At 58.0% G+C, this 22651-nt stretch carries 19 protein-coding genes and 1 tRNA gene; 14 read left to right on the forward strand and 6 right to left on the reverse strand.

All coding sequences use genetic code 11. The annotated features are described in order from the left end of the window. The first annotated feature begins 84 nt into the window (after positions 1-84). Entirely contained in the window at positions 85-2382 is a 2298-nt protein-coding gene (locus F3J24_RS24170) for an NADP-dependent malic enzyme (protein WP_167011343.1), read from the forward strand. Positions 2383-2653: 271 nt separating this feature from the next. Further along, positions 2654-2743: transfer RNA gene (locus F3J24_RS24175), tRNA-Ser, on the forward strand. A 559-nt stretch (positions 2744-3302) separates the two neighbouring features. On the opposite strand, the gene F3J24_RS24180 is transcribed toward F3J24_RS24175, so the two are convergent. Continuing rightward, complete coding sequence (locus tag F3J24_RS24180; protein ID WP_167011345.1) at positions 3303-3605, reverse strand: hypothetical protein; 303 nt, start codon at positions 3603-3605, stop codon at positions 3303-3305. 388 nt (positions 3606-3993) lie between these two features. On the opposite strand from F3J24_RS24180, the gene F3J24_RS24185 reads away from it, so the two are divergent. The 9 genes from F3J24_RS24185 to F3J24_RS24225 all read left to right on the forward strand — a co-directional run bounded on the left by F3J24_RS24185 (position 3994) and on the right by F3J24_RS24225 (position 13902). Then, the gene (locus F3J24_RS24185) at positions 3994-4311 is read left to right on the forward strand and encodes an iron uptake protein (protein WP_240154462.1); all 318 of its coding nucleotides are present in this window, start codon (positions 3994-3996) and stop codon (positions 4309-4311) included. A 17-nt stretch (positions 4312-4328) separates the two neighbouring features. Next, positions 4329-6005, forward strand: a complete 1677-nt coding sequence (locus tag F3J24_RS24190) for a PepSY-associated TM helix domain-containing protein (protein WP_167011347.1) — start codon at positions 4329-4331, stop codon at positions 6003-6005. Next, entirely contained in the window at positions 5998-6312 is a 315-nt protein-coding gene (locus F3J24_RS24195) for a DUF3325 domain-containing protein (protein WP_167011350.1), read from the forward strand. Before F3J24_RS24190 ends, F3J24_RS24195 begins: the two co-directional genes overlap by 8 nt. Before the next feature lie 116 nt (positions 6313-6428). Then, entirely contained in the window at positions 6429-6977 is a 549-nt protein-coding gene (locus F3J24_RS24200) for a sigma-70 family RNA polymerase sigma factor (RefSeq protein ID WP_167011352.1), read from the forward strand. An 88-nt stretch (positions 6978-7065) separates the two neighbouring features. After that, positions 7066-8121, forward strand: coding sequence for a FecR family protein (locus F3J24_RS24205; RefSeq protein ID WP_167011354.1), 1056 nt, complete (start codon positions 7066-7068; stop codon positions 8119-8121). A 150-nt stretch (positions 8122-8271) separates the two neighbouring features. Continuing rightward, entirely contained in the window at positions 8272-10698 is a 2427-nt protein-coding gene (locus F3J24_RS24210) for a TonB-dependent siderophore receptor (RefSeq protein WP_167011356.1), read from the forward strand. 47 nt (positions 10699-10745) lie between these two features. Then, positions 10746-10976, forward strand: a complete 231-nt coding sequence (locus tag F3J24_RS24215; protein WP_167011357.1) for a hypothetical protein — start codon at positions 10746-10748, stop codon at positions 10974-10976. Positions 10977-11374: 398 nt separating this feature from the next. Beyond that, entirely contained in the window at positions 11375-13162 is a 1788-nt protein-coding gene (gene atzF, locus F3J24_RS24220) for an allophanate hydrolase (protein ID WP_167011358.1), read from the forward strand. A gap of 62 nt (positions 13163-13224) precedes the next feature. Next, complete coding sequence (locus F3J24_RS24225; RefSeq protein WP_167011360.1) at positions 13225-13902, forward strand: GntR family transcriptional regulator; 678 nt, start codon at positions 13225-13227, stop codon at positions 13900-13902. 30 nt (positions 13903-13932) lie between these two features. Here F3J24_RS24225 and F3J24_RS24230 read toward each other — a convergent pair whose 3' ends face one another. From F3J24_RS24230 to F3J24_RS24245, 4 genes are all read right to left on the reverse strand, one after another. Continuing rightward, a complete protein-coding gene (locus F3J24_RS24230; RefSeq protein WP_167011361.1) occupies positions 13933-14745 on the reverse strand; it encodes an alpha/beta hydrolase in 813 nt (270 codons plus the stop codon). After that, on the reverse strand, positions 14745-15545 hold the full coding sequence (locus tag F3J24_RS24235; RefSeq protein ID WP_003052213.1) for an ABC transporter ATP-binding protein: 801 nt from the start codon (positions 15543-15545) through the stop codon (positions 14745-14747). Before F3J24_RS24235 ends, F3J24_RS24230 begins: the two co-directional genes overlap by 1 nt. Then, entirely contained in the window at positions 15538-16287 is a 750-nt protein-coding gene (locus F3J24_RS24240) for an ABC transporter permease (protein ID WP_370527773.1), read from the reverse strand. Before F3J24_RS24240 ends, F3J24_RS24235 begins: the two co-directional genes overlap by 8 nt. A 231-nt stretch (positions 16288-16518) precedes the next feature. After that, positions 16519-17457 (reverse strand): ABC transporter substrate-binding protein, encoded by a 939-nt coding sequence (locus tag F3J24_RS24245; RefSeq protein ID WP_167011363.1) that lies wholly within the window; start codon positions 17455-17457, stop codon positions 16519-16521. Between the two features lie 610 nt (positions 17458-18067). Here F3J24_RS24245 and F3J24_RS24250 point away from each other — a divergent pair. Both F3J24_RS24250 and F3J24_RS24255 read left to right on the forward strand, forming a co-directional pair. Further along, positions 18068-18922 (forward strand): AraC family transcriptional regulator, encoded by an 855-nt coding sequence (locus F3J24_RS24250; protein WP_167011365.1) that lies wholly within the window; start codon positions 18068-18070, stop codon positions 18920-18922. Between the two features lie 63 nt (positions 18923-18985). Continuing rightward, positions 18986-20038: a low specificity L-threonine aldolase gene (locus F3J24_RS24255; RefSeq protein ID WP_167011367.1), complete on the forward strand. Its 1053-nt coding sequence runs from the start codon at positions 18986-18988 to the stop codon at positions 20036-20038. Positions 20039-20072: 34 nt separating this feature from the next. Here the strand turns inward: F3J24_RS24255 and F3J24_RS24260 are convergent, their stop codons facing one another. Next, positions 20073-21281 (reverse strand): MFS transporter, encoded by a 1209-nt coding sequence (locus tag F3J24_RS24260; RefSeq protein ID WP_167011369.1) that lies wholly within the window; start codon positions 21279-21281, stop codon positions 20073-20075. 129 nt (positions 21282-21410) lie between these two features. Between F3J24_RS24260 and F3J24_RS24265 the strand changes: the two genes are divergently transcribed. Then, positions 21411-22313, forward strand: coding sequence for a LysR substrate-binding domain-containing protein (locus F3J24_RS24265; protein ID WP_167011371.1), 903 nt, complete (start codon positions 21411-21413; stop codon positions 22311-22313). Positions 22314-22651 lie beyond the last annotated feature (338 nt).

The raw sequence follows: 22651 nt of genomic DNA on the forward strand, positions 1-22651 counted from the left end.
CAGTTGAAGCAAAACAGACCTGACTCAAAATGCTTCTTGCCATCCGGTAAGCTCCGAGAAGCAACTTGCTGATAAATATTTCGTATGACACAAAACCTGTCCTCCGCCGAACAAGCCCTGCGCGATGCGGCCCGCGAATACCACCGCAGCCCCGTCAAAGGCAAGATTTCCGTCACCCCTACCAAGCCCCTGTCCAACCAGCGTGACCTGTCCCTGGCCTATTCGCCGGGCGTGGCCTATCCCTGCCTGGACATCGAGGCAGACCCCTCGACCGCGGCCGAGTACACCTCGCGCGGCAACCTGGTCGGCGTGATCACCAACGGCACAGCAGTGCTGGGTCTGGGCGATATCGGCCCGCTGGCTTCCAAGCCCGTGATGGAAGGCAAGGGTTGCCTGTTCAAGAAGTTTGCCGGCGTGGACGTGTTCGACATCGAACTGGCCGAGCGCGATCCCGACAAGCTCATCGACATCATTGCCTCGATGGAGCCCACCCTGGGCGGCATCAACCTCGAAGACATCAAGGCTCCCGAGTGCTTCTACATTGAGCAGGAGCTGTCCAAGCGCATGAACATTCCAGTGTTCCATGACGACCAGCACGGCACTGCCATCATCTCCAGCGCCGCCTTGCTCAATGGCCTGGAACTGGTGGGCAAGGACATCGGCGCCGTCAAGGTGGCCGTCTCCGGCGCCGGCGCGGCAGCCATTGCCTGCGTGGACGTGATGGTGGGCCTGGGAATCAAGCGCTCCAATGTCTACATGGTGGACTCCAAGGGCGTGATCTATGAAGGCCGCCCCGGCGGTCTGGACGCCTCCAAGCAGCGCTACGCACAGAACACCGAAGCCCGTACCCTGGCCGACGTGGTCGACGGCGCCGACGTGTTCCTGGGCTGCTCCGCTCCCGGCGTGCTGACTGCCGACATGGTCAAGACCATGGCCGACAAGCCAATCATCCTGGCCCTGGCCAACCCCGAGCCCGAAATCCGCCCCGAACTGGCCAAGGCCATCCGCCCGGACTGCATCGTGGCCACCGGCCGCTCCGACTATCCCAACCAGGTCAACAACGTCCTGTGCTTCCCCTACATCTTCCGTGGCGCGCTGGACTGCGGCGCCACCAAGATCACCGAAGCCATGAAGCTGGCCTGCGTGCGTGAAATCGCCGCCCTGGCCAAGCAGGACGTCAGCGACGAAGTCGCCGCCGCCTACCAGGGCAAGGAGCTGACCTTCGGCCCCGACTACCTGATCCCCACGCCCTTCGATACGCGCCTGATCCTGCGCATCGCTCCCGCCGTGGCCCAGGCTGCCGCCGAATCCGGTGTCGCCACCCGCCCCATCGAAGACATCGCCGCCTACCGCGAAAGCCTGACGCGCTTTGTCTATCAGACCAGCATGTTCATGCGTCCCGTGTTTGCAGCCGCCAAGGCCAATCTGCAACGCGTGGCCTATGCCGAAGGTGAAGACGACCGCGTGCTGCGTGCCGTGCAGGTTGCCGTGGACGACGGCCTGGCCAAGCCCATCCTGATCGGTCGCCCTGCCGTCATCGAGGCCCGCATTGCCAAGGCCGGCCTGCGCATGCAGCTGGGCAAGGACGTGGAAATCTGCAATCCTGAAGATGATCCCCGCTTCCGTCAGTACTGGGAGACCTATCACAAGCTGATGGGCCGCAACGGCGTCACTCCCGAAGCCGCCAAGGCCGCCGTGCGCCGCTCCAACACCCTGATCGCCGCCCTGATGGTGCACCTGGGTGATGCCGATGCCATGCTGTGCGGTCTGGTCGGTCGCTTCGACAGCCACCTGGCCCATCTGGAAGATGTGCTGGGCCTGAAGAAGGGCGCCAACGAGTTCGCCACCGTGAACGCCGTCATGCTGGAGTCCGGCACGCTGTTCGTGGCCGATACCTACATCAACGACGCCCCCAGCGCCGAAGAACTGGCCGAGATCGCCAAGATGGCTGCCGACGAAGTGGCCCGCTTCGGCCTGCCCCCCAAGGTGGCCTTCCTCTCGCACAGCAACTACGGCTCGTCCACCCGCGGTTCGGCCCGCAAGATGCGCGCTGCACGCGACCTGTTCGCCGCCGCCAACCCCGGCATCGAATGCGATGGAGAAATGCACGGCGATGCGGCCCTGGACGCCAATGTTCGCAGCCACTCCCTGCTCGAGTCCTCGCTGACCGGCGCGGCCAACGTGCTGATCTGCCCCAACCTCGACGCCGCGAACATTCTGTTCAACGTGCTCAAGACCACGGGCGGCCATGGCACGACCATCGGCCCCATCCTGATGGGCTGCTCGGCTTCCGCCCATGTGCTGACCCCCTCCTCCACCGTGCGTCGCGTGGTCAACATGACCGCTCTGGCAGCCGCTCAGGCCATCGCACTGCGCAGCTGATCCAGCGAAATCTCTCGGGCATACCGCCCGAGGCAGTCACAAAAACGCCCTTCGGGGCGTTTTTGTTTTGATCCAGGACCTTGAACATCAGACGCTTGGTCCGCCAGCCGTGGACGCATTGCAAGCATCGCCAAGCCAAGCGCAGGCGGCACGATGAAAAGTGGCTTGCACTCCCTATGCAGCAAGCGCAGCACGCTATGGTTTTCATGAACAGGACAAAATACGCGCAATGCCGGACAGCGCACAATCCTTGTGTAGAATCCTCGCATCCGGAGGTTTGGGTGAGTGGTTTAAACCAGCAGTCTTGAAAACTGCCGAAGGAGTGATCCTTCCGTGAGTTCGAATCTCACAGCCTCCGCCAGGACATCGACGCATACAGCGTCAAATCGCTTCAAAACCCGCTTCTCTCATAGGGAAGCGGGTTTTTCTTTGTCGCATGTAATCGCACTACACCCCAGGACAACCCAGCTTTTGTTGGTGCTTTCGTTGGTAGCTCCATCAGAGCCAAAATCAGATACCAACAACTACGACCAGCGGGGCCACATGGCACTGACCGCTACGTTCATCAAAACACCAAGCACAGTGGCGAAGCAGCTGGCGACAAGCACAGCGACTGCTTTGTGGCAATCCAAATTTGGGACGAGGATCGTGAGGCACACTTTCAAGCGCTACGCCGAACACCGCCACATGGCTATCGCATGACAAGAGCGGCTAGGAGACCGCCGCCAGCCAAACTCGCCAGTAATGCTCGGAATCAACATTTGGGTGCCTTGGCTCATCAAGCGGCCGCCCGAGCTAGAAGCGGCGTTCCTCAATGGCAACCAAGGTCTCAGCAGCCAGTGTCGCTGATGGAGCTGCGGTCATTGCCATCTGGAACAGACCTATCCGAACCTGGTTGCAGGCACGGGAATACAGGTGGTCTACGCTCGACGAGCCTTCAACAGGCTCGTTTTCTGCAAACAGGCATTCGAAAGAGATGACGCTGAGCGTTTGCCGCTTCGGCCGGCGCGGTCTACAAACTCCAGCAGGTAGTCGAGCTCCTTGGTGCCGGGTTCGGGAATGGCGGAAACAAGTTCAAACGCGAGTTCTTCGCCCGTCTTCGTGTCCTCTTTGGTACAGCTGTACAGAACTTGGTGCAGGACATCTGGCCAGCCTTGGACCAGTGGAGCAAGCACATTAGCAACTTGTCGCGTGTCGATGTACCCCTTGAGGAACGTGAACAACGAACCATCTAGGGCGAGCTCCAGCAGCCCACCTTATGCCCCCTCCCTCTACGATACCCACTGGCAGCTATCTTTCGGGTGACTTCGGATGCAGTCGGCGGCTACGCCATGTCCGGAGCTTGCGCCATGCTGCTCCAGCCGATCTGGCCCGGACTCATTCTCAGTCCAACATGCAGGCCACATGGTTGGCTTAGCCGTTCAAGTATCCGTAGCGCTTCGGGTGACGAGTCCAAGATTGATGCCGTATCCCCGCCCCAAATACGGCACAAGTGCTGACAAATCGAATTGCAACTTACAATAAGAACTATTCGCATCATTTGTGACTTGTGAACCATTCACAATAAACGTGAGAAGTGGCTTTGCAAGGTTTCTGAGTGGCCGCACAACCATGAAAGCATGCACCCGGAAAATGGACACTCTCTCCAGTCCCCGTATGGCTATCGCGCTACGAATCAGCGCCGCCATTTTTGCGGGCTACGGTTTCACCTGGGGCTTCATCGCAGCGGCAACCGCCGGGCTGTTTGCACTAGGCATGGCCTTTCATGATGCCGAGCACCTGAGCGCCATTTTTGGGCTTGTGATTTATCTTTGCGCATTTCTGTGGTCCTTCGCGGCCCGCAGCCTCGGACGTGTGTGGGTCGTGCTGGTGGGCGGTGGTGCTGCGATGGCGATTGCCGCTTCGCTGCTTCAGCGCCACCTGATCTAAGGAAGGAGACGACACCCGTGTTCCAGAATTTCCGTCTCTCCATGGCATGGCTACATACCTGGTTCGGGCTCGCGCTTGGCTTTGTGCTGATGGCCTGCTTCTTCTTTGGATCGCTGTCGGTGTTTGACCGCGAGATTGATCGCTGGGCGATTCCTTCATCGCGCTTTGAACCACAGCCCATGCCCTCATTTGAGAAGGTGCTGCGTCCTGCTTTCGAGCAGATGCAACCGAGCAAGGCAAGTCTTGATTTCATGCGGGATCGTGTCAACGGCCCCATGCCGGAGCGCTTTGACACAGTCAAAAGCTGGGCCGCATACACAACGCACCGCGACCCGATACTCAGTCTTTTTTCAGGCTACGAAGTGCCCAACGCCAAAGATCCGGAAGAAGGCGTCTGGGGCAACCGCACCATAGATCCGCGCAGCGGAATTGCGCTGCCAGACGACCAGCTCAAGATCGGCAGCCGCTTTTTCTATCCATTGCACTACAGCCTGAACCTGCAATGGAAAAGTGTCGGCTATTGGATCGTCGGATTTGCTGCACTGGCGATGCTTGCTGCATTGGTCAGCGGCGTTGTCATGCATCGCAAGATCTTCCGCGAGTTCTTTACCTTTCGGCCGAAAAAAGCGACGCAACGCAGCACACTTGATCTGCACAACATGACCGGCGTTCTCGCGCTCCCGTTTCACTTCTTCTTTGCATTCACAGGCTTGGTGATTTTTGCTGGCATCTACTTTCCCGTCACGCATACGCAACTTGAGCCACTGCACGAATTGCACGAAAAAATCGAGGCACGGGAGACTGGCCTGCCACATGATCGAGCAGGCATTGCAGCTTCGCTGGCATCGGTCGATGAGATGATGAACGAAGCGCGCCGCCGCTGGGCCGACAAAGGCATGGCAGGTGAAGTGGGCCTGCTCTCACTCAACCACGTTGGAGATGCCAATGGCTACGTCAGCGTCTTCCGCGCAGGTACCGATCGCATCGCGTTGGTGGGCGACGGCATCCACTTCAAGGCCAGCACCGGGGAGGTACTGCGCGAAGATCCGCCTCGCACCGTAGTGAACAGCATCAACACGTTTTTGACAGGTCTGCACCTGCAGCACTTCCGCCACTGGCTGCTGCGCTGGATGTATGTGCTTGGCGGGCTGATGGGCTGTGTGTGCATCGCCACAGGCTTTATTTTCTTTGTGGAGAAGCGCAAGAAGCAGCATGCCAAAACAGGACATCAAGGGGCCCGTGTTGTAGATGCGCTGGCTGTCACCACGGTAACCGGTATGGTGATTGCAACCCTCGTCATCTTGATCGCCAACCGCCTGCTGCCGCAAATGCTGCCTGCAAGCTGGCCCGCTCGCGGCGATCTGGAGCAGTACCTGTTCTGGGCAGGATGGGGCCTGGCATTGGCTCACGCGTTTATGCGCAGTGCCCCCGTTGCCAAGGGACTGATGAATCCCGCATGGCGCGAGCAATGCAGGGCGATTGCGGCTCTCGCCGTACTGGCCGTGCTGCTGAACTGGTTCACAACGGGTGATCACCTTCTCAAAACCGTTTGGAGCGACACTTACTGGCCCGTTGCAGGCGTGGATCTATTCCTGCTCTCGGGGGCCTGGCTGGCGTGGGTATCGGCGCGCAAGCTGAACCAACGCACCGCAGCGACACGTTCCGTCCCCCACATCAAGACCAGCCATGCGTGAAGCCATTTTTCTCGGGGCAGCGCTGATCACTGGCTTGATCGGCATGGGCTGGCTTTCACTGGCCATGGACACGCACTGGCAGCAGGTACGAAGCGAACCGATCTCGCCTCCAACCACCGTACGTCTGCGCATTCTCGGAGCGCTGCTGCTCACATCCAGTCTGGGCTTTTGCCTTGCAGCTGATCACGCGTCGATGGCCATGCTGGTTTGGGTGATGGGGCTGGCCGCCTCAGCGCTCGCCATCGCGTTCACGCTCACATGGCGACCCAGGTGGCTGAAAGTCTTGACGCGGCCAATTCAGCCCTGACTGCGCATAAATGATATTGAATATCATTTGCACCGTATACTCGCCCCGGACGTGGCGGCCGGTCGGAAAGGCCAGAATGCGCTACGAAGACGCCGACATCCATCCCTGATCTTCCTGTGCTCGCACACTATTACCGAGAGTTGTTGAGGTTTCTGCAGGGAGCTGTCAGAGATCGCGATACGGCCGCAGACCTGGCGCAGGAAAGCTATGCCCGAGTGCTGGCCGTGCAGCAGTCCGGCGAGACCATCACCGAGCCACGCGCCCTGCTCTACCGTACTGCTCGCAACCTGGTGATTGATCAGTACCGCCGCAGCGAAGTGCGCAATACCCATGCGGTGGCAGAAGGCGACTCCTCCATCGATGCTGCCGATCTGGCTTCTGGCCCTGAAGCCCTCGAGCCAGAGGTGGCCGCGATGTCATCTCAAACGGTAGATGCGCTGTTGGCGGCTATCGGCGAGTTACCTCTGCGCTGCCGTGAGGCATTCATCCTGCACAAGTTCGATGGGCTGTCTCAGCCCGAGGTCGCGCGTCAGATGGGCATTTCCGTGACCATGGTGGAGCGCCACATCAAACTGGGAATGCAGGCCTGTCGAGCCTGCCAGGAGCGGATGCGGGGAGGCGCAGACTCCCCCTCTCTTGGGGTTCAGCCCAGGAGCGGCCAATGAGAATCTGCGCTTTCTTTTCTTTTCCGGCATTGGGTTTTGGCAGACTCGTGCGTCTACCTTCATATCGCCTCTGGCTTTTCGCATCCGCATGACTGATCGCACTATTGCCCAACCGCTAAACAGCGACCTTGATGCCGAGGCCCTGGAATGGTTTGCGCGTTACAGCGATGCACCCGATGCTGCCTATTCAGACCCGGCCTTTTGCAACTGGCTGACTGGGCACCCTGATCGAGAAGCCGCATTCAGCCGCTGGCAAGCCGATTGGCGGCAACTGGATGCTCTGCCGCAATCGGGCATTGAACGCTTGCGCCTTCAACTGAAGAAGGATCAGGCGGAGTCATCAAGAAAGAGCCGCACCTCGAAGCGCAAACCATCACGCTGGTCTGCACTCATCCCGCAAGCCGCACTGTCAGCCATTCTGATGGCGCTTGTTGTCGGCGGCGGGTACAAGGCCTGGGACCATTGGCAGCAGCAACCCTTGTTTGCACAGATGTACCAATCAGAGCGCGGACAACAACTGAGCGTGCAGTTGCCGGACGGCAGTCTCCTGAGGCTGGATACCGCGACACGCGTCGAGGTGAGCTTTTACCGCCAGCGCCGCGAGGTGAAATTGCCGCAGGGACAGGCCGTGTTCGAGGTGCAAAAAAATGTGGACCGCCCATTCGACGTGATAGCCGGCAACACCAAGGTCACTGTGGTAGGCACGCGCTTTTCCGTGCGCAACACCGCAGGAAGCCCCGTGCAGGTCGCCGTCGAAGAAGGCAAGGTGCGCGTAAGTCCGCTTCAGTCGGATGGCAGCAGCAGACCGGGGGCTGCTGACGTCCTGCTGATGGCCGGCCAGCAGATGGCTGCTGCTGCTGATGGACCGTGGGGCCCCGTGAGAGCGGTTGCTGCTTCCGGCATCGCCCCCTGGCGCGATGGCCGGATCACCCTGGAGAACGTACCGCTTTCCGAGGCATTGGCTGAGTTCGAGCGCTACGCTCCCACACGCATGGTGGTGCGCGATGCGGCAGTGGGCGCACTGCGCCTTTCAGGCACGTTCGACCCGCAAAGGCTGGCCCATTTCCGCTACGCCCTGCCCAAGGTGCTTCCCGTTCGCTTGAAAGAAAACGGGGATGTCACGGAAATCGTGGCCCGCCACTGAAGCATGTCTTAGGCGCCGCACGGCATCGTTGCGGGCTGGGATCCTCGTGACTCCATTTTCAAAAAATTGGTGCGTGCAGGTTGGGTTTTTGCATTGTCATGCGTCTCCCTGAGAACGATTCTTGTTTCGTGTCTTTTGGAGAATGTTTGCATGTCCCGTTTTCGATTCCATCTTGCACCGCTGGCAGCCGCTGTGACTGTGATTTTGGCAACCTCAGGCGCACAGGCGCAATCAGTCAGTGTGCCTGCCGCGCTGACCGGGCCGGTTGAAATCCAGATCACTGCCCAGCCGCTGTCGCAAGCTCTGGTGGTTCTCGCACGCCAGGCACACCTGGAATTGATGGTGCAGCCTGCATTGGTCGAAGGCCGAAGCGCGCCCGCAGTGCAAGGTCGCTTCACCGTACGGGAAGCTCTGAATCGCTTGCTCGCGGGAAGCGGCCTGCACGCCGAAGTGGAGGGAAGATCTGTCGTTGTGCAACGCCAGCCGCAAAGCTCGGACGCTGCTACCATGCCGACGGTCACTGTGTCCGCCCTGGAGGAACGCGGAGCCACCACCGAAGGCTCGGACTCTTTTGCCACGCGTGCGGTAAGCATCAACAAAGGCGATCAGGCGCTCAAAGATATCCCGCAGTCCATCAGCGTGATCACGCGCAAGCAGCTCGACGAGCAAGGCATCACGGACCTCAAGCAGGCAGCCAACATCGCAACCGGCACCGTGGGTGTAACCGGAGTCGGGCAGGGCATGGTGTTGGCGGCACGCGGCTTTCAGATCGACAACTGGCAATACGATGGCGTCGCAATTCCCCGCAACATGTACTCGCTCGGCAACTGGGCTGCAGAAGGGATGGTCTTCTATGACCGCCTGGAAGTCCTTCGCGGCGCATCGGGCCTGTTACAAGGCACCGGCAGCCCTGGCGGCGCAGTCAACCTCGTTCGCAAGCGCGGCCAGAACGAGAAGACCGTGACACTGACCTCGCGTATCGGCTCATGGGATCGCTACGGCGCTCAGTTGGACGCAGGAGGCCCGCTCAATGCAGAAGGGACGCTGCGCGGCCGGGTAGTGGTGGACGAAGCCGGCAGCCATTCTTTCGTCGACTACGTGAACGAGCGTACTCGATCGCTATATGCGGCACTGGACTATGACATCAGCCCAGATACGACGGTTGGCCTGGCAGTGAGTCAGCTGGACAACAAGGGGCGGCCCTTCATCTATGGCGTTCCCCTGCGTGCAGACGGCAGCGATGTAGGCCTGTCCCGCTCCACGTTCACGGGTGCCTTGTGGAACCACGACAAACTCAAACAGACCACGGTTTACGCCGACCTGAATCACCGTTTCAACGCGGACTGGAAGCTCAAGATTTCGGCCTTGCACATGAGCGAGACGAACAACTCCACGCACCAACGCATGCATGGCACCGTAGCTTCGGACGGAAGCGGAATGACCTACGCAGACTGGATCACCCACTTCGACTCCAGCAAGGTCGGACTCGATGCGTTCGTGAACGGCCGTTTCGATGCCATGGGGCTGCGCCATGAAGTGACGCTGGGTGCGGATTACTCCAAGTACAAATCCGATGATATGTACGCCCGCAACTTCACGTCGGGTGGCAACCTCTTTGATATCGATCACAACCGCCCCAAGCCCACCGTTGACAGCCTGCTGGCGGCCGGTGGCCGGCAAGCCTTCTCATCGTACGACGTGCAGCAAAAGGGTATCTATGCCAGCTGGCGCGCGCAGCTCACCGAACCGTTGACTGCCATCGTGGGTGCCCGCGCCAGCTGGTACGACCTCCTCTACAAAGGATCGCTGTTCGACACTCGCGAAGTCATGCACGCGTCGGGAGAAATCATCCCTTACGCCGGTTTGGTGTATGCGCTGACGCCCCAGTGGTCTGCCTACGGCAGCTACACCAGCGTGTTCGAACCCCAATCGGCACGCACAGCCGCAGGCAAGGTACTGGACCCCATCATCGGCTCGAACTACGAACTGGGTATCAAAGGCGAGATGATGGACAAGCGCGTTAACACGTCGATCGCTGTGTTCCGCTACGACCACAAGAACCGCGGCGTCAACGATATCGCATCCGGCTATGCCTGCGACGGCTGGTTCTGCTCCACCGCGTCCGGCAAGGTTCGCAGCCAGGGCCTTGAAGCCGAGGTGAGCGGTGAAGTGATGCGCAATCTGCAATTGGTGGCAGGCTATACCTTCAACACCACCAAATTCTTGCGTGATCCCGACAACCAGGGCAAGGTCTTCAGCACCTGGACCCCCAAGCATATGCTGCGCGTCTGGGCGTCTTACCGCCTGCCTGGCGACTGGAACCACCTCACCACAAGCGCCGGCTTCACCACGCAAAGCCATACGCTTGGCTATGACCGCTCATTCGACATTGCCGGTTTCACCACATGGAACATGCGAGTCGCCTATCAAGTCACGCCCGAGCTCAACGTAGCGCTGAACCTGAACAACATATCCGATAAACGATACATCGTTCCAGGCTACACCGGGTACACCGGCGCCAACTATGGAGATCCGCGCAACATCATGCTTACGTTGAAATACACCCCTCGCCTTTAACGGTTCACGAGGTACCCAGGCCAAAGAGCTGAGCAACCTCTGCGGCCTTGACGATTTATTCTTTGAAGCCACTCAATGCTGCGCTCAGCCACAATCTGCGCTGCAGCATGCTTGGCCACTTCAGTTCGCGCGGCATCACTGAAAAGCCGCCCGATAGTTTGAATTTCATCACGCATGCCAATGTGGGGCATCGTGATGCAGAAGGTAGTGCCCTGCATCACCCAGGAAAGCTTTTTTGCCCGTTTCAGTTCCGGCCATCTACGGCTGCTTCAGTCTGAACAAGGCTGTTCGGATAGAACGAAGCAAGCGAATTGCTCGTTTGATTCATGAGGAAACTCCTTCGAAGATTCAGCACGAGATGTACTGCTTTGTGCGCGCCTGTCACGGCCTTATTTCAGTCATCAATCACTTTCGAATTGGCCTGCTTCGCGATCACACCTGCGCCCGCCCCACAGTCCACCAAACCGGGCACTCTTTCCGCTCGGTAGTGTCGGAAGCAGATCAGCGACAAAGATCCCAATCCAATCCGACAAGTGGAGATGCGGACGAAATCTTGGACTAGTGATCGGTCCCAGAGTGCTGATGCGCTTTCATTCTTTGGAAGCGGATACTTGAAAAGCCAACTGGCACGCAACCTGCTTAAACCAAGCATCTTGTATACATTCGGGTATTCATCATGCTGATTGGTTCATTTGAAGATTGGAAGCGGGCTTACCAAGAAGGCGCTGACCCTGCTGCATTGCTTGAGCAGCAGCGCCGTAGTCTGACCAGCGATGACTCTGCCTGGATCAGCATTGCCAGCGACGCGCAGTTGAAAGCACAGCTGATACAACTAGAGACTCTTCAGCAGACCCAAGGCCGTGAGCGTCTGCCTTTGTACGGCATCCCCTTTGCGGTCAAGGACAACATCGATGTAAAGGGCTTTGTCACCACGGCGGCCTGCCCTGCTTTCTCCTACCAGGCACAGCGCGATGCTGTGGCCGTTCAGCGTCTCAGACAAGCCGGAGCCATTGTTCTGGGCAAGACCAATCTGGACCAGTTTGCCACCGGTCTCGTCGGAACGCGCTCACCATTTGGTGCCGTGCCCAATACGTTTGACAGCCGACTTATTTCCGGCGGCTCCAGCTCAGGCTCGGCATCTGTGGTGGCGCGTGGTCTGGTTCCATTTGCCTTGTCCACGGACACGGCTGGATCGGGCCGAATTCCTGCGGCCTTCAACCAGATCGTCGGAATCAAGCCCACTCCCGGTGCAGTACCCGGCACTGGTTTGGTGCCTGCCTGCCGCACGCTGGACTGCATAGGCGTTCTGGCGCTGAATGTGGCCGATAGCGCTCTGGTTCTGTCACTCATGGAAGGAGCTGACACGCAGGACAGCTATGCCAGATCACGTCCCTTCATCGCCAAACATATCCCGCTGTCTCAACTGCGCGTGGGGGTGCCTGATGCACGCAAGCTTTCCAGCGACTATGAGAATGCATTTGCTGCGTTTCTTGCGCGTCTGAAGCCGCAAACCGAACGGGTGCAAGCCTTGCCCTTTGATGCATTGTTTGAAGTCGCCGATCTGCTGTACTACGGCCCCTGGGTGGCTGAACGGGTGGTCGGAGCACGCGGCATCTACGAACAACAGCCAGAAGCCTTGCTGCCAGTGATTCGCCAGGTTCTGGACGTACACCAGCGCTTCAACGCTGCCGATACCTTCAGCGCCCAATACCGACTGCAAGACCTCAGACAGAAAGCCGAGAATATCTGGCAGCAATGTGATGTGCTGTGTGTTCCTAGCGCACCGCGCCACCCCTCCATGGCCGAGGTGGAAGCTGACCCGATCGGCGTCAACTCGGAGATGGGAACCTATACCAATTTCGTCAATCTTCTCGGTTGGTCGGCGATCGCAATCCCTGCATCGCAACTGCCAGACGGCCTGCCCTTCGGCATCACCTTGATAGCGCCGGGCTGGCGCGAGCCTGATCTGGTGCGCTGGGCACAGCAGTTGGAAGCACAAACCAATCTGTGTGCCGGCGTGACAGGCCTTCCCGCCCAAAACGCTGGCTCACTGCCAGCATGGCGGGTACCGACACAAGGCGAGACCATCGAAGTCGCCGTGGTGGGTGCACATCTGCGTGGCATGCCTCTCAACCATGAATTGCTGGCTTGCGGTGCGCGATTTCGCGAGGAGACGAGCACCGCCTCGGACTACCGCCTGTATGCACTGCAAGGCACGGTACCTGCCAAACCTGGAATGGCACGGTCAGACGAAGGAGCTGCCATCACAGTCGAGGTGTGGGAGATGCCAATTGCCAACTTTGGCCGCTTTGTAGCCGGCGTTCCAACACCTCTGGGCATTGGCTCGGTGCAGCTGCAGGATGGACGCAGCGTGAAAGGCTTTATCTGCGAAGGCCATGCATTGACGCAGGCCCGGGACATCACCACGTTCGGCGGCTGGCGCGCGTACTGCCAGTCTCTGTGAAGCACGCTGCGGTGCACAGCCCCTGTGCTCCGCAGTCAAAGAAAAAACAAGGAGCCCACATCATGTCTTCCACCAGCCTGGCCAGCCTTGCTTACGAAAAACTACGCCAAGCCCTGGACAATTTTCAATATGTTCCTGGTGACCGCTTTAGCGAAAACGAAGTTGGCGCGGATCTCGGCATGAGCCGAACCCCTGTGCGTGAGGCGCTCGTACGCCTGCAGCGCGAAGGATATATCTCCGTCATACCCAAGCTCGGCTGGATAGTGAACAGCATTGACTTCACGATGTTCGAGCAGTTGTACGATGTGCGTTCAGTACTGGAATGCGCAGCGTTGGATCTACTTGTTCAGACCCCCGACCTGGAAATACGCCTGCATGATCTGACCGAGCTATGGTGCATCCCCGCACCACAACGGCTGTCTGAAATAGCCACTGTCTCGCGCAACGATGAGCAGTTTCACATGGCCTTGGTGGCGGCCAGCGGCAATCAGGAAATGGCCCGCATCCACCGAGATATCACGGACCGAATTCGTATCGTGCGGCGTCTGGAATTCACGCGTAACTACCGCATTGACGTGACCTACGAGGAGCACGGCGACATCCTCAAATCATTGTTGAGCCGAGACGGCTTGCAGACCAAGTCGTTGCTGCAGCAACATATCCGTGTGAGCCGTGACGAGGTAAAAAACATCACTTTGCATACTCTGCAGAATGCAAGGCAGAAGCAGCCTTCCCTCTAGGTTTCACGACCACTGTCGTTGATCTTCGAATCACCGATGCCGCAGCAAGGCCTGCAGCAGCACTCCATCCTCTAGAGCCAGCGCATTCAGGATGCTGAAGTGATCAGCACCTTCTATGGCGACTTCTGCATCACCCTCCATGCCGTAGCGATCGGCCGCAAAAGCTTGACTCTGCGCCTGCAACTGGGGAAGTTCTGCCGTTCCATAGGCTGTCACAAACGGCTTGCGTGTTGCAGGCAGGCATAAGGGACTCAGTTGCTCGATTTCATGGGTAGATAGCCGGAGCGCCTGGTTCAGATAGGTATGAGCAATCGGTGCCAGGTCGTAAATGCCACTGATGCCCAGACCTGCAACCACTCCCTCGCAATTCAGGCCCATTGCGGTGAGATGACCACCCGCGGACCAACCGCATAGCAGGATGCGTCCGTTGCCTCCCTGCTGCAATGCATGGCGGCGCACAGCCACGATGCCTGCTCTCACCTGCTCCACGATCTGCGTCAGCGTGGCCTCAGGAGCCAGCGTGTATCCAATCAGAGCAGCATGCAGTCCATGCGCGAGCGCGCCCTGAGCCACAAACCGAAAAGTGTTCTTGTGGCGCATCTGCCAATAGCCGCCATGAATGAACAGCAGCGTGCTGGCGCCGGACTCGCCCTCAAAGAAGTCGTAGCGCAAACGCTCTGCCGTTCCAAACGGCACATCCACTTGTCCAGCAGATCGCTGCACCAGCCCCTCACTACGGGCTTCGAAATCAGCGAGCTGCCGAGCACTGCTGGCGACGGCACGGGTATTGTCGTAGGCCGCATCACGCACGACCTGCGGCTGGTTCAATAAACAGTCCAGCATCAGGCGGCCTTGGCATGATGCGCAACATGACTGCTGAGCATTTCTGTCAACTCTTTGCGCACCAGGTTGAATTCTGGCGCCGTGATATGGCGCGGGCGCTCCAGTGGAATGCGATAGTCACGCTCGACACGGCCTGGACCGGCCGTCATGACCACCACGCGGTCGGCCAGTAAAACCGCCTCCTCCACTGCATGGGTGACAAAAATCACGGTCAGCTTGGTCTTTTCCCAGATATCCAGCAGCTCCTGCTGCAGCACTTCGCGAGTCAGCGCATCCAGTGCACCGAAAGGCTCGTCCATGAGCAGCACTTCACACTCATTGGCCAGCGCTCGCGCGATCGATACGCGCTGCTTCATGCCGCCTGAGAGCTGGTTGGGGAAGTGATCTGCAAACTTGGTCAGTCCCACCATGTGCAGATAGTGATCCGAGATTTCCTTGAGCTTGACCTCCGTCAGGCCTCGCTGCTTGGGACCAAATGCAATGTTCTGACGCACCGTGAGCCATGGAAACAAACCATAGTCCTGGAAGACCATGCCTCGATCCGGCCCGGGCTCGGAAATGGGCGTGTGATACATCTTGGCCACGCCCGTGGAGACTTTCTCAAAGCCCCCCATGATGCGCAGCAGCGTGGATTTCCCACAGCCCGAAGCACCGATCAGGCAAATGAATTCGCCCTTCTGGATCTTCAGGTTCACGTCCTTCAGAGCGTGGATGGGGCGACCATTCAAACTGAAGACCTTGCTGACATTGGCAATGTCCAGAATGGGGGCAGGAGTACGGTGAGCAAGGATTTCAGACATTGTGTTGCGGGCTCCACTTGAGCAGACGATTGTTGAGGGCGACCAGCAGACGGTCGGTGACAAAGCCCGTGAAGCCGATAACGACCATGCCGGCAATCACCACATCAGTGCGCGAGAGCATGCGACCGTCCATGATGGCGGCACCCAGTCCTTCGGGAACGCCCGTCATCTCGCCGACCACGATCAAAAACCATGCAATGCCGTGACCCAGGCGCAGGCCATTGAAGATGGATGGCATGGCTGCTGGCAGCACCACCTGACGAAACATGGAAGCGCCCTGACAGCCCAGCATGGCTGCTGCCTCAAACAGACGAGGCTCCACCGACTTCACGCCAAAGGTGGTGTTGATGACAATGGGAAAAAACGCCCCGAGGAACACCAGGAAGATGGCCGCGTTGGGGCCTACACCGAAGAAGATCATTGACAGCGGAAGCCACGCCGTCACAGGCACAGGGCGCAGCATTTGCAGCGTGGGATCTACAAAACGGCGTACGGCGGCGTTTTTACCGATCACCAGGCCCAGGGGTATGCCCAGCAGAGCAGCCAGTCCAAAAGCCCCGTAAACACGAGACATGGACTTCAACCAGTGAATGCCCAGAGTTTCGCTGAAGGCATCGTCATAGATGCCGCCAAACGCGAAGTCCCACAGCATCAATCCGACTTCCTTGGGTGAAGGAACCAGCATGGTTCCGGTCGCACGCACGGCCAAGTCCCAAGCGATCAGCAACAACAGTGGAAGCACAGCAGGTACCAGCCAGGTTGTCATCCAAACCTTTGCGGCATTGGGTTGCTGCGGCATAACCAGATCCGCAGACGTTGAAGCAGCATGATTGATGGGCACTGCGGGCGCCACAGCCGCATGCGCTTGAGAATCAAGAGTGGAAGATGACATGGCAATAATTCCAAAAGCAGTCAATAACAGCTCAACGGCGTCAAGGCCTGACCGCGTCGTGCACAGCCAGGCCCCGCCGTGTTACTTCGGGTTGAAACCCGTCACGATGAAGCTGCTGTAATCAGGCAACTTCCGAATCTGCCTGCGCTCCAGCATCAGCGAGCCGTAGTACTTGCTGCGGTTGATCCAGTCCTGATCGATCTTCCATGTCAGCTCTACATTGTCTGCAGCCAGATTGGCCACATCGGCGGGCAGACCCAGCCTGGCCCCCGCCATCTGTACCAGTTCGGGACGATGGGCCATGGCATATTCGGAGGCCTTGCGGTGAATCTCCAGGAATACCTTGGTCAGTTCTGGATCACTTTTGACCGTGTCGGCATGGGTGGTCATGACCATGTTGACCTTGCCCGTGGGGGTGCTGTAAGGGAACTCGAGAACCTTGCCCACACCGCGAATGGCGCTGATGGAAGGGCCAGGTTCCGCGCCCACATAGCCATCGATATCGCCACGCTCCAGCGCACCCGCCATCTCGCTGAAGGACACGCGCACCGACTTCACATCCTTGAGCGTCATGCCTTCAGCCTTCAGACGATCCAGAAACACGGCTTCCTGCGTGGAGCCTGGAAGAATGCCCACGCGCTTGCCTTTGAGCTCCTTGAAGTTGCCAATGCCGCTGTTCTTGCCCACCACAATCGCCATACCTCCATTGCAGGTCGGCGCAACTATGACCACAGGCTCACCCGCAGCAGCCCCCAGAGTGGCTGCGGCCAGACCATAGGTACCGAAATCCACAGATTTGGTAACTACCGCATTCTTGCCATCGGTAGGTGTTTCAAACGAGATGACTTCGATCTTGTAGCCCGCCGGCGTGAACTTGTCGTAGAAATAAGGCGTGATGCCATGAATCAGTTTGAGCGTCCCCACCTTGATGACCTTGTCAGCGGCCTGTGCTGGAGCCGTCACCGACAAGGCCATGGCAGTAGTAGTCAAAGAAGCGAGCAAAAGACGGCGAGACAGCATGGCAATTCCTTTGTAGAGGATTCAAAGAGAGAACACGTGTCACTTGAATACATGCCTGTACACAAGTGCATAGAACACTTCAAGCAAGCGTCGTGCCAATCACGTTTTCTCTTTGAAAATTGCCAAATTGCGTCTGCAGCACACTGTTTCCGTGCGTTTCCAGATGCCGACACGCTCTATCCATGCACGCCGTGCACCGAAATGGACTCGGTGCGTCGCCCTGCGCTCTGCGCTGGCCCAGCGTCCAGTGCGCATTCAGCTTGAGTGGACTGCATGTGTTGGCTGCAGTTGACCGAACTGCTCGTCGTGACCGGGTGAATTCGGCCGGCAGCTGTTATCTAGATCAGACCTTCTCAGGACTCGATCTCTTTGAAGTCCAGCTATCAGTGTTGGTTGTGCAATTCCACCTGACCTACCAAAGCACACTCGGTCAATCTGTGATGAATCGGCACAGATCTACCAGGCCGCCTCAGTAGTGGGCAACGTACGGCCGTGAGCGTTGTTGAAACCGATTTCAAAGCCCCAAGAGCAGCATGGGACAGCGATGAACAACAGTGCAGATAGCTCATTTCTGTGAGACTAGTCGGCAGAACATACCGGAGAAGACGTCTTGCGTGACGAGGTTCAATACAGTCACACCACAGCCATACTTGGCCTTGTCTTGAGCACAGCCAGGTTTGCCGATTTTCGTTTCGAGCCTCACTACCACCTCGATTTTCACGTTGCACTGGTTGCAGATGGTGCGCAGCGTCAATCATTCAAAGGCAAGTCTCTATTACTCACCCCGGGCGCCATCCAATTGATGCCAGCGGGAGAAGTCCATGATGGAACTGCTGCGGAGGCGCAGTCCTATACGCTACATACCTTTCGCTTGACGCCCTCGTTGCTCGCAAGCGTTGGGCAGGAAGTGACCGGCAGGCACCATTTCCCATCGCAGGCGACAGTGGTGCTGGAAGATCGCAAGCTTGCTAATGAGCTTCTCAGGCTGCATACCTGCATGACTCAGCCAGCAAAAGAGCCGTTGATGGAAGAAGTGCAGGTTCTCGAATTGTTCGAGGCCTTATTTGCACGCATCCGGCATCCTGCGCCCCAAGTGATTCAGGGGCGACTGACGCATCAACAATTGCAACGTGTGAGAGATTTCATGGAGGCGCATATAGCTGACAAGCTCGCACTCGAAGATCTTGCAACGTTGGTGGGCCTTGATCGCTTTCGGTTTCTCAAGCAATTCAAGAGTGCCGTTGGGATGACGCCTCATGCCTGGCTACTTCGGTTGAGGCTGGAGACTGCCCTGAAAATGATCCACCAGGGAGCGAATATCTCAATGACGGATGTGGCTCACACCGTCGGCTTTTTCGACCAGAGCCATTTCACGCATGCATTCCGTAGCGCTTACGGGACAACCCCTGCACGCTTTCAGCGGTCGCAAGGCAATTTTTTACAAGGCGCCCCAGGCACGCGTTGATAGTCTTGTGATTCGAACCCGCATAGCCCGCAGGGTGTGAAACCAAGACTATTCCAACCAAACATGTTTAGCTTCCTCGACGACTACAGCGAAGGTGCCCATCCAGACATCCTGCAAGCATTGACTGACTCCAATCTCACGCAGGAGAGCCCGTATGGCACCGATAGCCATTCACAGGATGCCGTGCTCCGCATCAAGGACCATCTGGGCACTGGTTTCCAGGGCTCTATTCATTTTGTGGCCAGCGGCACCATGGCCAACATCATCTCAATCTCAAGTTGCCTCCGCCCCCATGAGGCGGTGATTGCCGTTGACACGGGCCATATCGTGGTGCGCGAGGCCGGCGCAATTGAGGCCACGGGACACAAGTTGATTACCGTACCTCCGGTCAATGGAAAACTCACCCCTGATGCAATCGAAGGTGCACTGGCAAGCAATGCGCACTTTCCGCACATGGCGAAGCCACGGCTGATCTATCTATCCAACGCCAGCGAGACAGGAACGATCTACACCTTGGCCGAGCTGCGTGCCATTTCCGCACTCGCCAAAAGGCGTGGTCTTCTTGTTTTCCTGGATGGAGCTCGGCTTGGTGCTGCCTTGGCATCGTCCAAGAACGATGTCAATTTGGAGGACATTGCGTCGTTGGTGGACCTCTTCTGGATCGGAGGTACCAAGGTGGGTGCGTTATTGGGAGAAGCCATCGTCGTCAACAATCCAACGTTTGCCGAAGACTTCGCATTCCACATCAAACAACGCGGAGGCATGTTGGCCAAAGGCCGACTGCTGGGCATCCAGTTCCAGCAACTCTTTGGCCCCAAGCAGCTTTTTACATCCCTCGCCAGCCACGCAAATGTCATGGCAGCGAAGCTGGCGTCAGGCATCCTGGCTACGGGCTACCAGTTGTCCGCAGATACGGAGACCAACCAGCTTTTCCCTATTCTCCCCAATGGGGTCATTGCAGCACTGCAAGCCCACTTCTCCTTCTACGTATGGAGCAAGTTTGACGAAGGCAGCTCCGTGGTCCGTCTAGTGACGTCATGGGCCACAGAGGAGGAGCATGTAAATGCGTTCTTAAGACATCTCGAGCAGGCATCGCACATGGAGCACAGTCACTGACCACGACTCCGAGCCCGCGCAGCGATTGCCGTGACTAGGCGGTGGCCAGTCGCTCTGCGGGCTTGGCTTCCCTGATGGGCAGGTTGACGAAAGCAGCGGCCAGGGCCAGAGCGGCATCTGCCCACCACATCCATTCGTAACTGCCAGTCTGGACAACGGCCACGCCCCCCAGCCAGGCGCCCAAAAATCCACCAATCTGATGGCTCAACAACGTCAACCCAAAAAGGGTCCCGAGGTAGCGAGCACCAAACAGCTTGCCGGTGAGCCCAGCGGTCGGTGGCACAGTGGCGAGCCAAGTCACGCCCAAAGCTGCCGCAAAGACGTAGAACGTCCAAGGCTCTTTCGGGGCAGCCATGTAAAGAACGATGGCCACAACGCGCGACGCATACATCCAGAAAAGAATCATCTTCATGCGCACCCTGGAACCCATTGCACCTGCGAACAGACTACCGAACACATTCGAGAGCCCAATAATCGCCAGTGAAGTCGAAGCAACGCCAGGGCTCAAACCACACAGGTCGACTTCACCAGGCATGTGCGTCACCAGAAATGCGATATGAAATCCGCAAGTGAAGAACCCAGCATGCAAACACCAATAGCTCTTGTCCCTAAACGCAATTCCGAGTTGCTGGCGCAGGGTAATTGCGTCTACGGATGAAGCGGCCGTAGTCGCTGGCACAGGCGTCTTGCGCAGCCACCATGCCATCGGCGCCGTGGTGAGCGCCACGACAGCCATCATCCACATGGCGCTCATCCAGCCATAGGCCGACATCACCGCCTGGTTCAACGGTGCGAAGATGAACTGCCCCAAACTTCCACCAGCGTTGATAACGCCTCCAGCAAAGGAGCGTCGCTCCGCAGGGATGCGCTGCGCGGTGGCTCCAATGAGAATAGAAAAGCTTCCCGCTCCAGCGCCTGCAGCGCTCAACAAGCCCACTGCGAAAATCAATCCCCACTGGCTGGTGACCTGCGTGGTCAGCGCAGATCCCGCTGCCAGCATGAATGCCCCCAGCACAATAACCCGACCAGGCCCCCACCGATCAGCCACTGCGCCAAAGACAGGCTGCACTGCCCCCCACACCAGCTGAGCGACAGCCATGGCAAAGCTGATGTTTGCTATGCCCAAACCCGTATGCGTATTCAAGGGCGAAAGGAACAATCCCATGGACTGCCGTGCCCCCATGGTGACCATCAGAATCACCGATGCCACCAAGACCAGTGACCAGGTTTTTTGATTTTTCATGTATGCAGATGCACTGAGTGAGCAAAGTCGGTTGAGCGAGCCATCGCTGCAGGTTGGGAGAAATTCTCCCGAGAAAGATCATTTCGCACAACCGATTTAAGCTCTCCCATGCAATAGAAAATCTACGCCATGGAATCTTCACTCCCTATCAAATCTTTGCTGGTTTTTGATGCCGTCATGAAGCACCACAGCTTTACCCAGGCTGCACAGGACCTGCATGTCACACAAGGTGCGGTCGGCCAGCAAATTCGGAAGCTCGAAGACTGGCTAGGAGTACTCCTGTTTATTCGGGGAGTGCGGCAGTTGCATCCGACCGCTGAGGCGTCAGCGTATTGGGCCGGTATCAAACCTGCACTTGCCCGTATCCAACAGGCCAGCGATCAGCTTCGGCTCAGCCATGCCAATGAAGTTTGGCTGTCTATGCCCCCCACACTGGCAGCTAAATGGTTCGCCCCAAGGATGGAGGGATTTCTGGCCAAATGCCCAGGCACATCTCTGCATCTGAGTGCAGATACGGCAATGATTGATTTCGAACGAGATCGTGTCGATCTTGCAATCCGCTACTTCGATGGACAAGATCCCACCTTAGACGTAGCACTGCTATGCAGCGATGAAGCACGCCTGTACTGTTCTCCAGAATATGCCGATAAGCTGCACCTAAAAACGCCAGATGACTTGCGTCGAGCCACCCTGCTGCACACAACATTGCAGCCGCATTGGGTATCGTGGCTTCGGCAGTTCAGCACGCTAAGCGATACGCAGATAGCCGCCATACCTGGTCAGCATTTCGATCAGTCCATCTTGGCCATAGAGACTGCCCGGCATGGACAGGGCGTCGTCCTGAGCAGCGCCATACTGACAGAGGTCGAAGTGCGCGAAGGGACACTTTGCGAACCGTTCGATGCGCGCCTGGATGTCGGCAAGGGCTACTATGTGGTGAACGCAAAAGGAGCAGACTTGCGCCCTGCAGCTGCGATGCTGAAACAATGGCTTTTGAGTATTGTGGCTGCGGATAGAAGCCCCAAAGACTGACCATTGCCATATCTGCCTTGGCTCGCGAGCAATCCTCGGTGTTGGCTGCTATCGGCCAGTAGCAGTCCTTGGAGCTGTTCCTGCAAGGGGCTGCTTCTGGCTACGTGAGCGGTCTGTCGTTGAGTGGCAGCCTTGATGGGGCAGCGCGATAAACCGAGGGTGCCCGTCAGCAGTCATTCGTGTCGGCCAGCAATCGACCCAAAGCGGAAGTAGCGAAACTCCGAAACGTGACGCTCTGCTAGGGTTAGCGTGGCTCGGCGACGTCGATGAAACCTCGGCCATCAGCGACCCAAGGTAAGCCAACAGCGGCCTCCCTTTTTGCCGCCTCCAGATCATGG

Origin of the sequence: Comamonas sp. Tr-654 (assembly GCF_011752915.1) — a bacterium.
In the GTDB taxonomy this organism is placed as follows: domain Bacteria; phylum Pseudomonadota; class Gammaproteobacteria; order Burkholderiales; family Burkholderiaceae_C; genus Comamonas.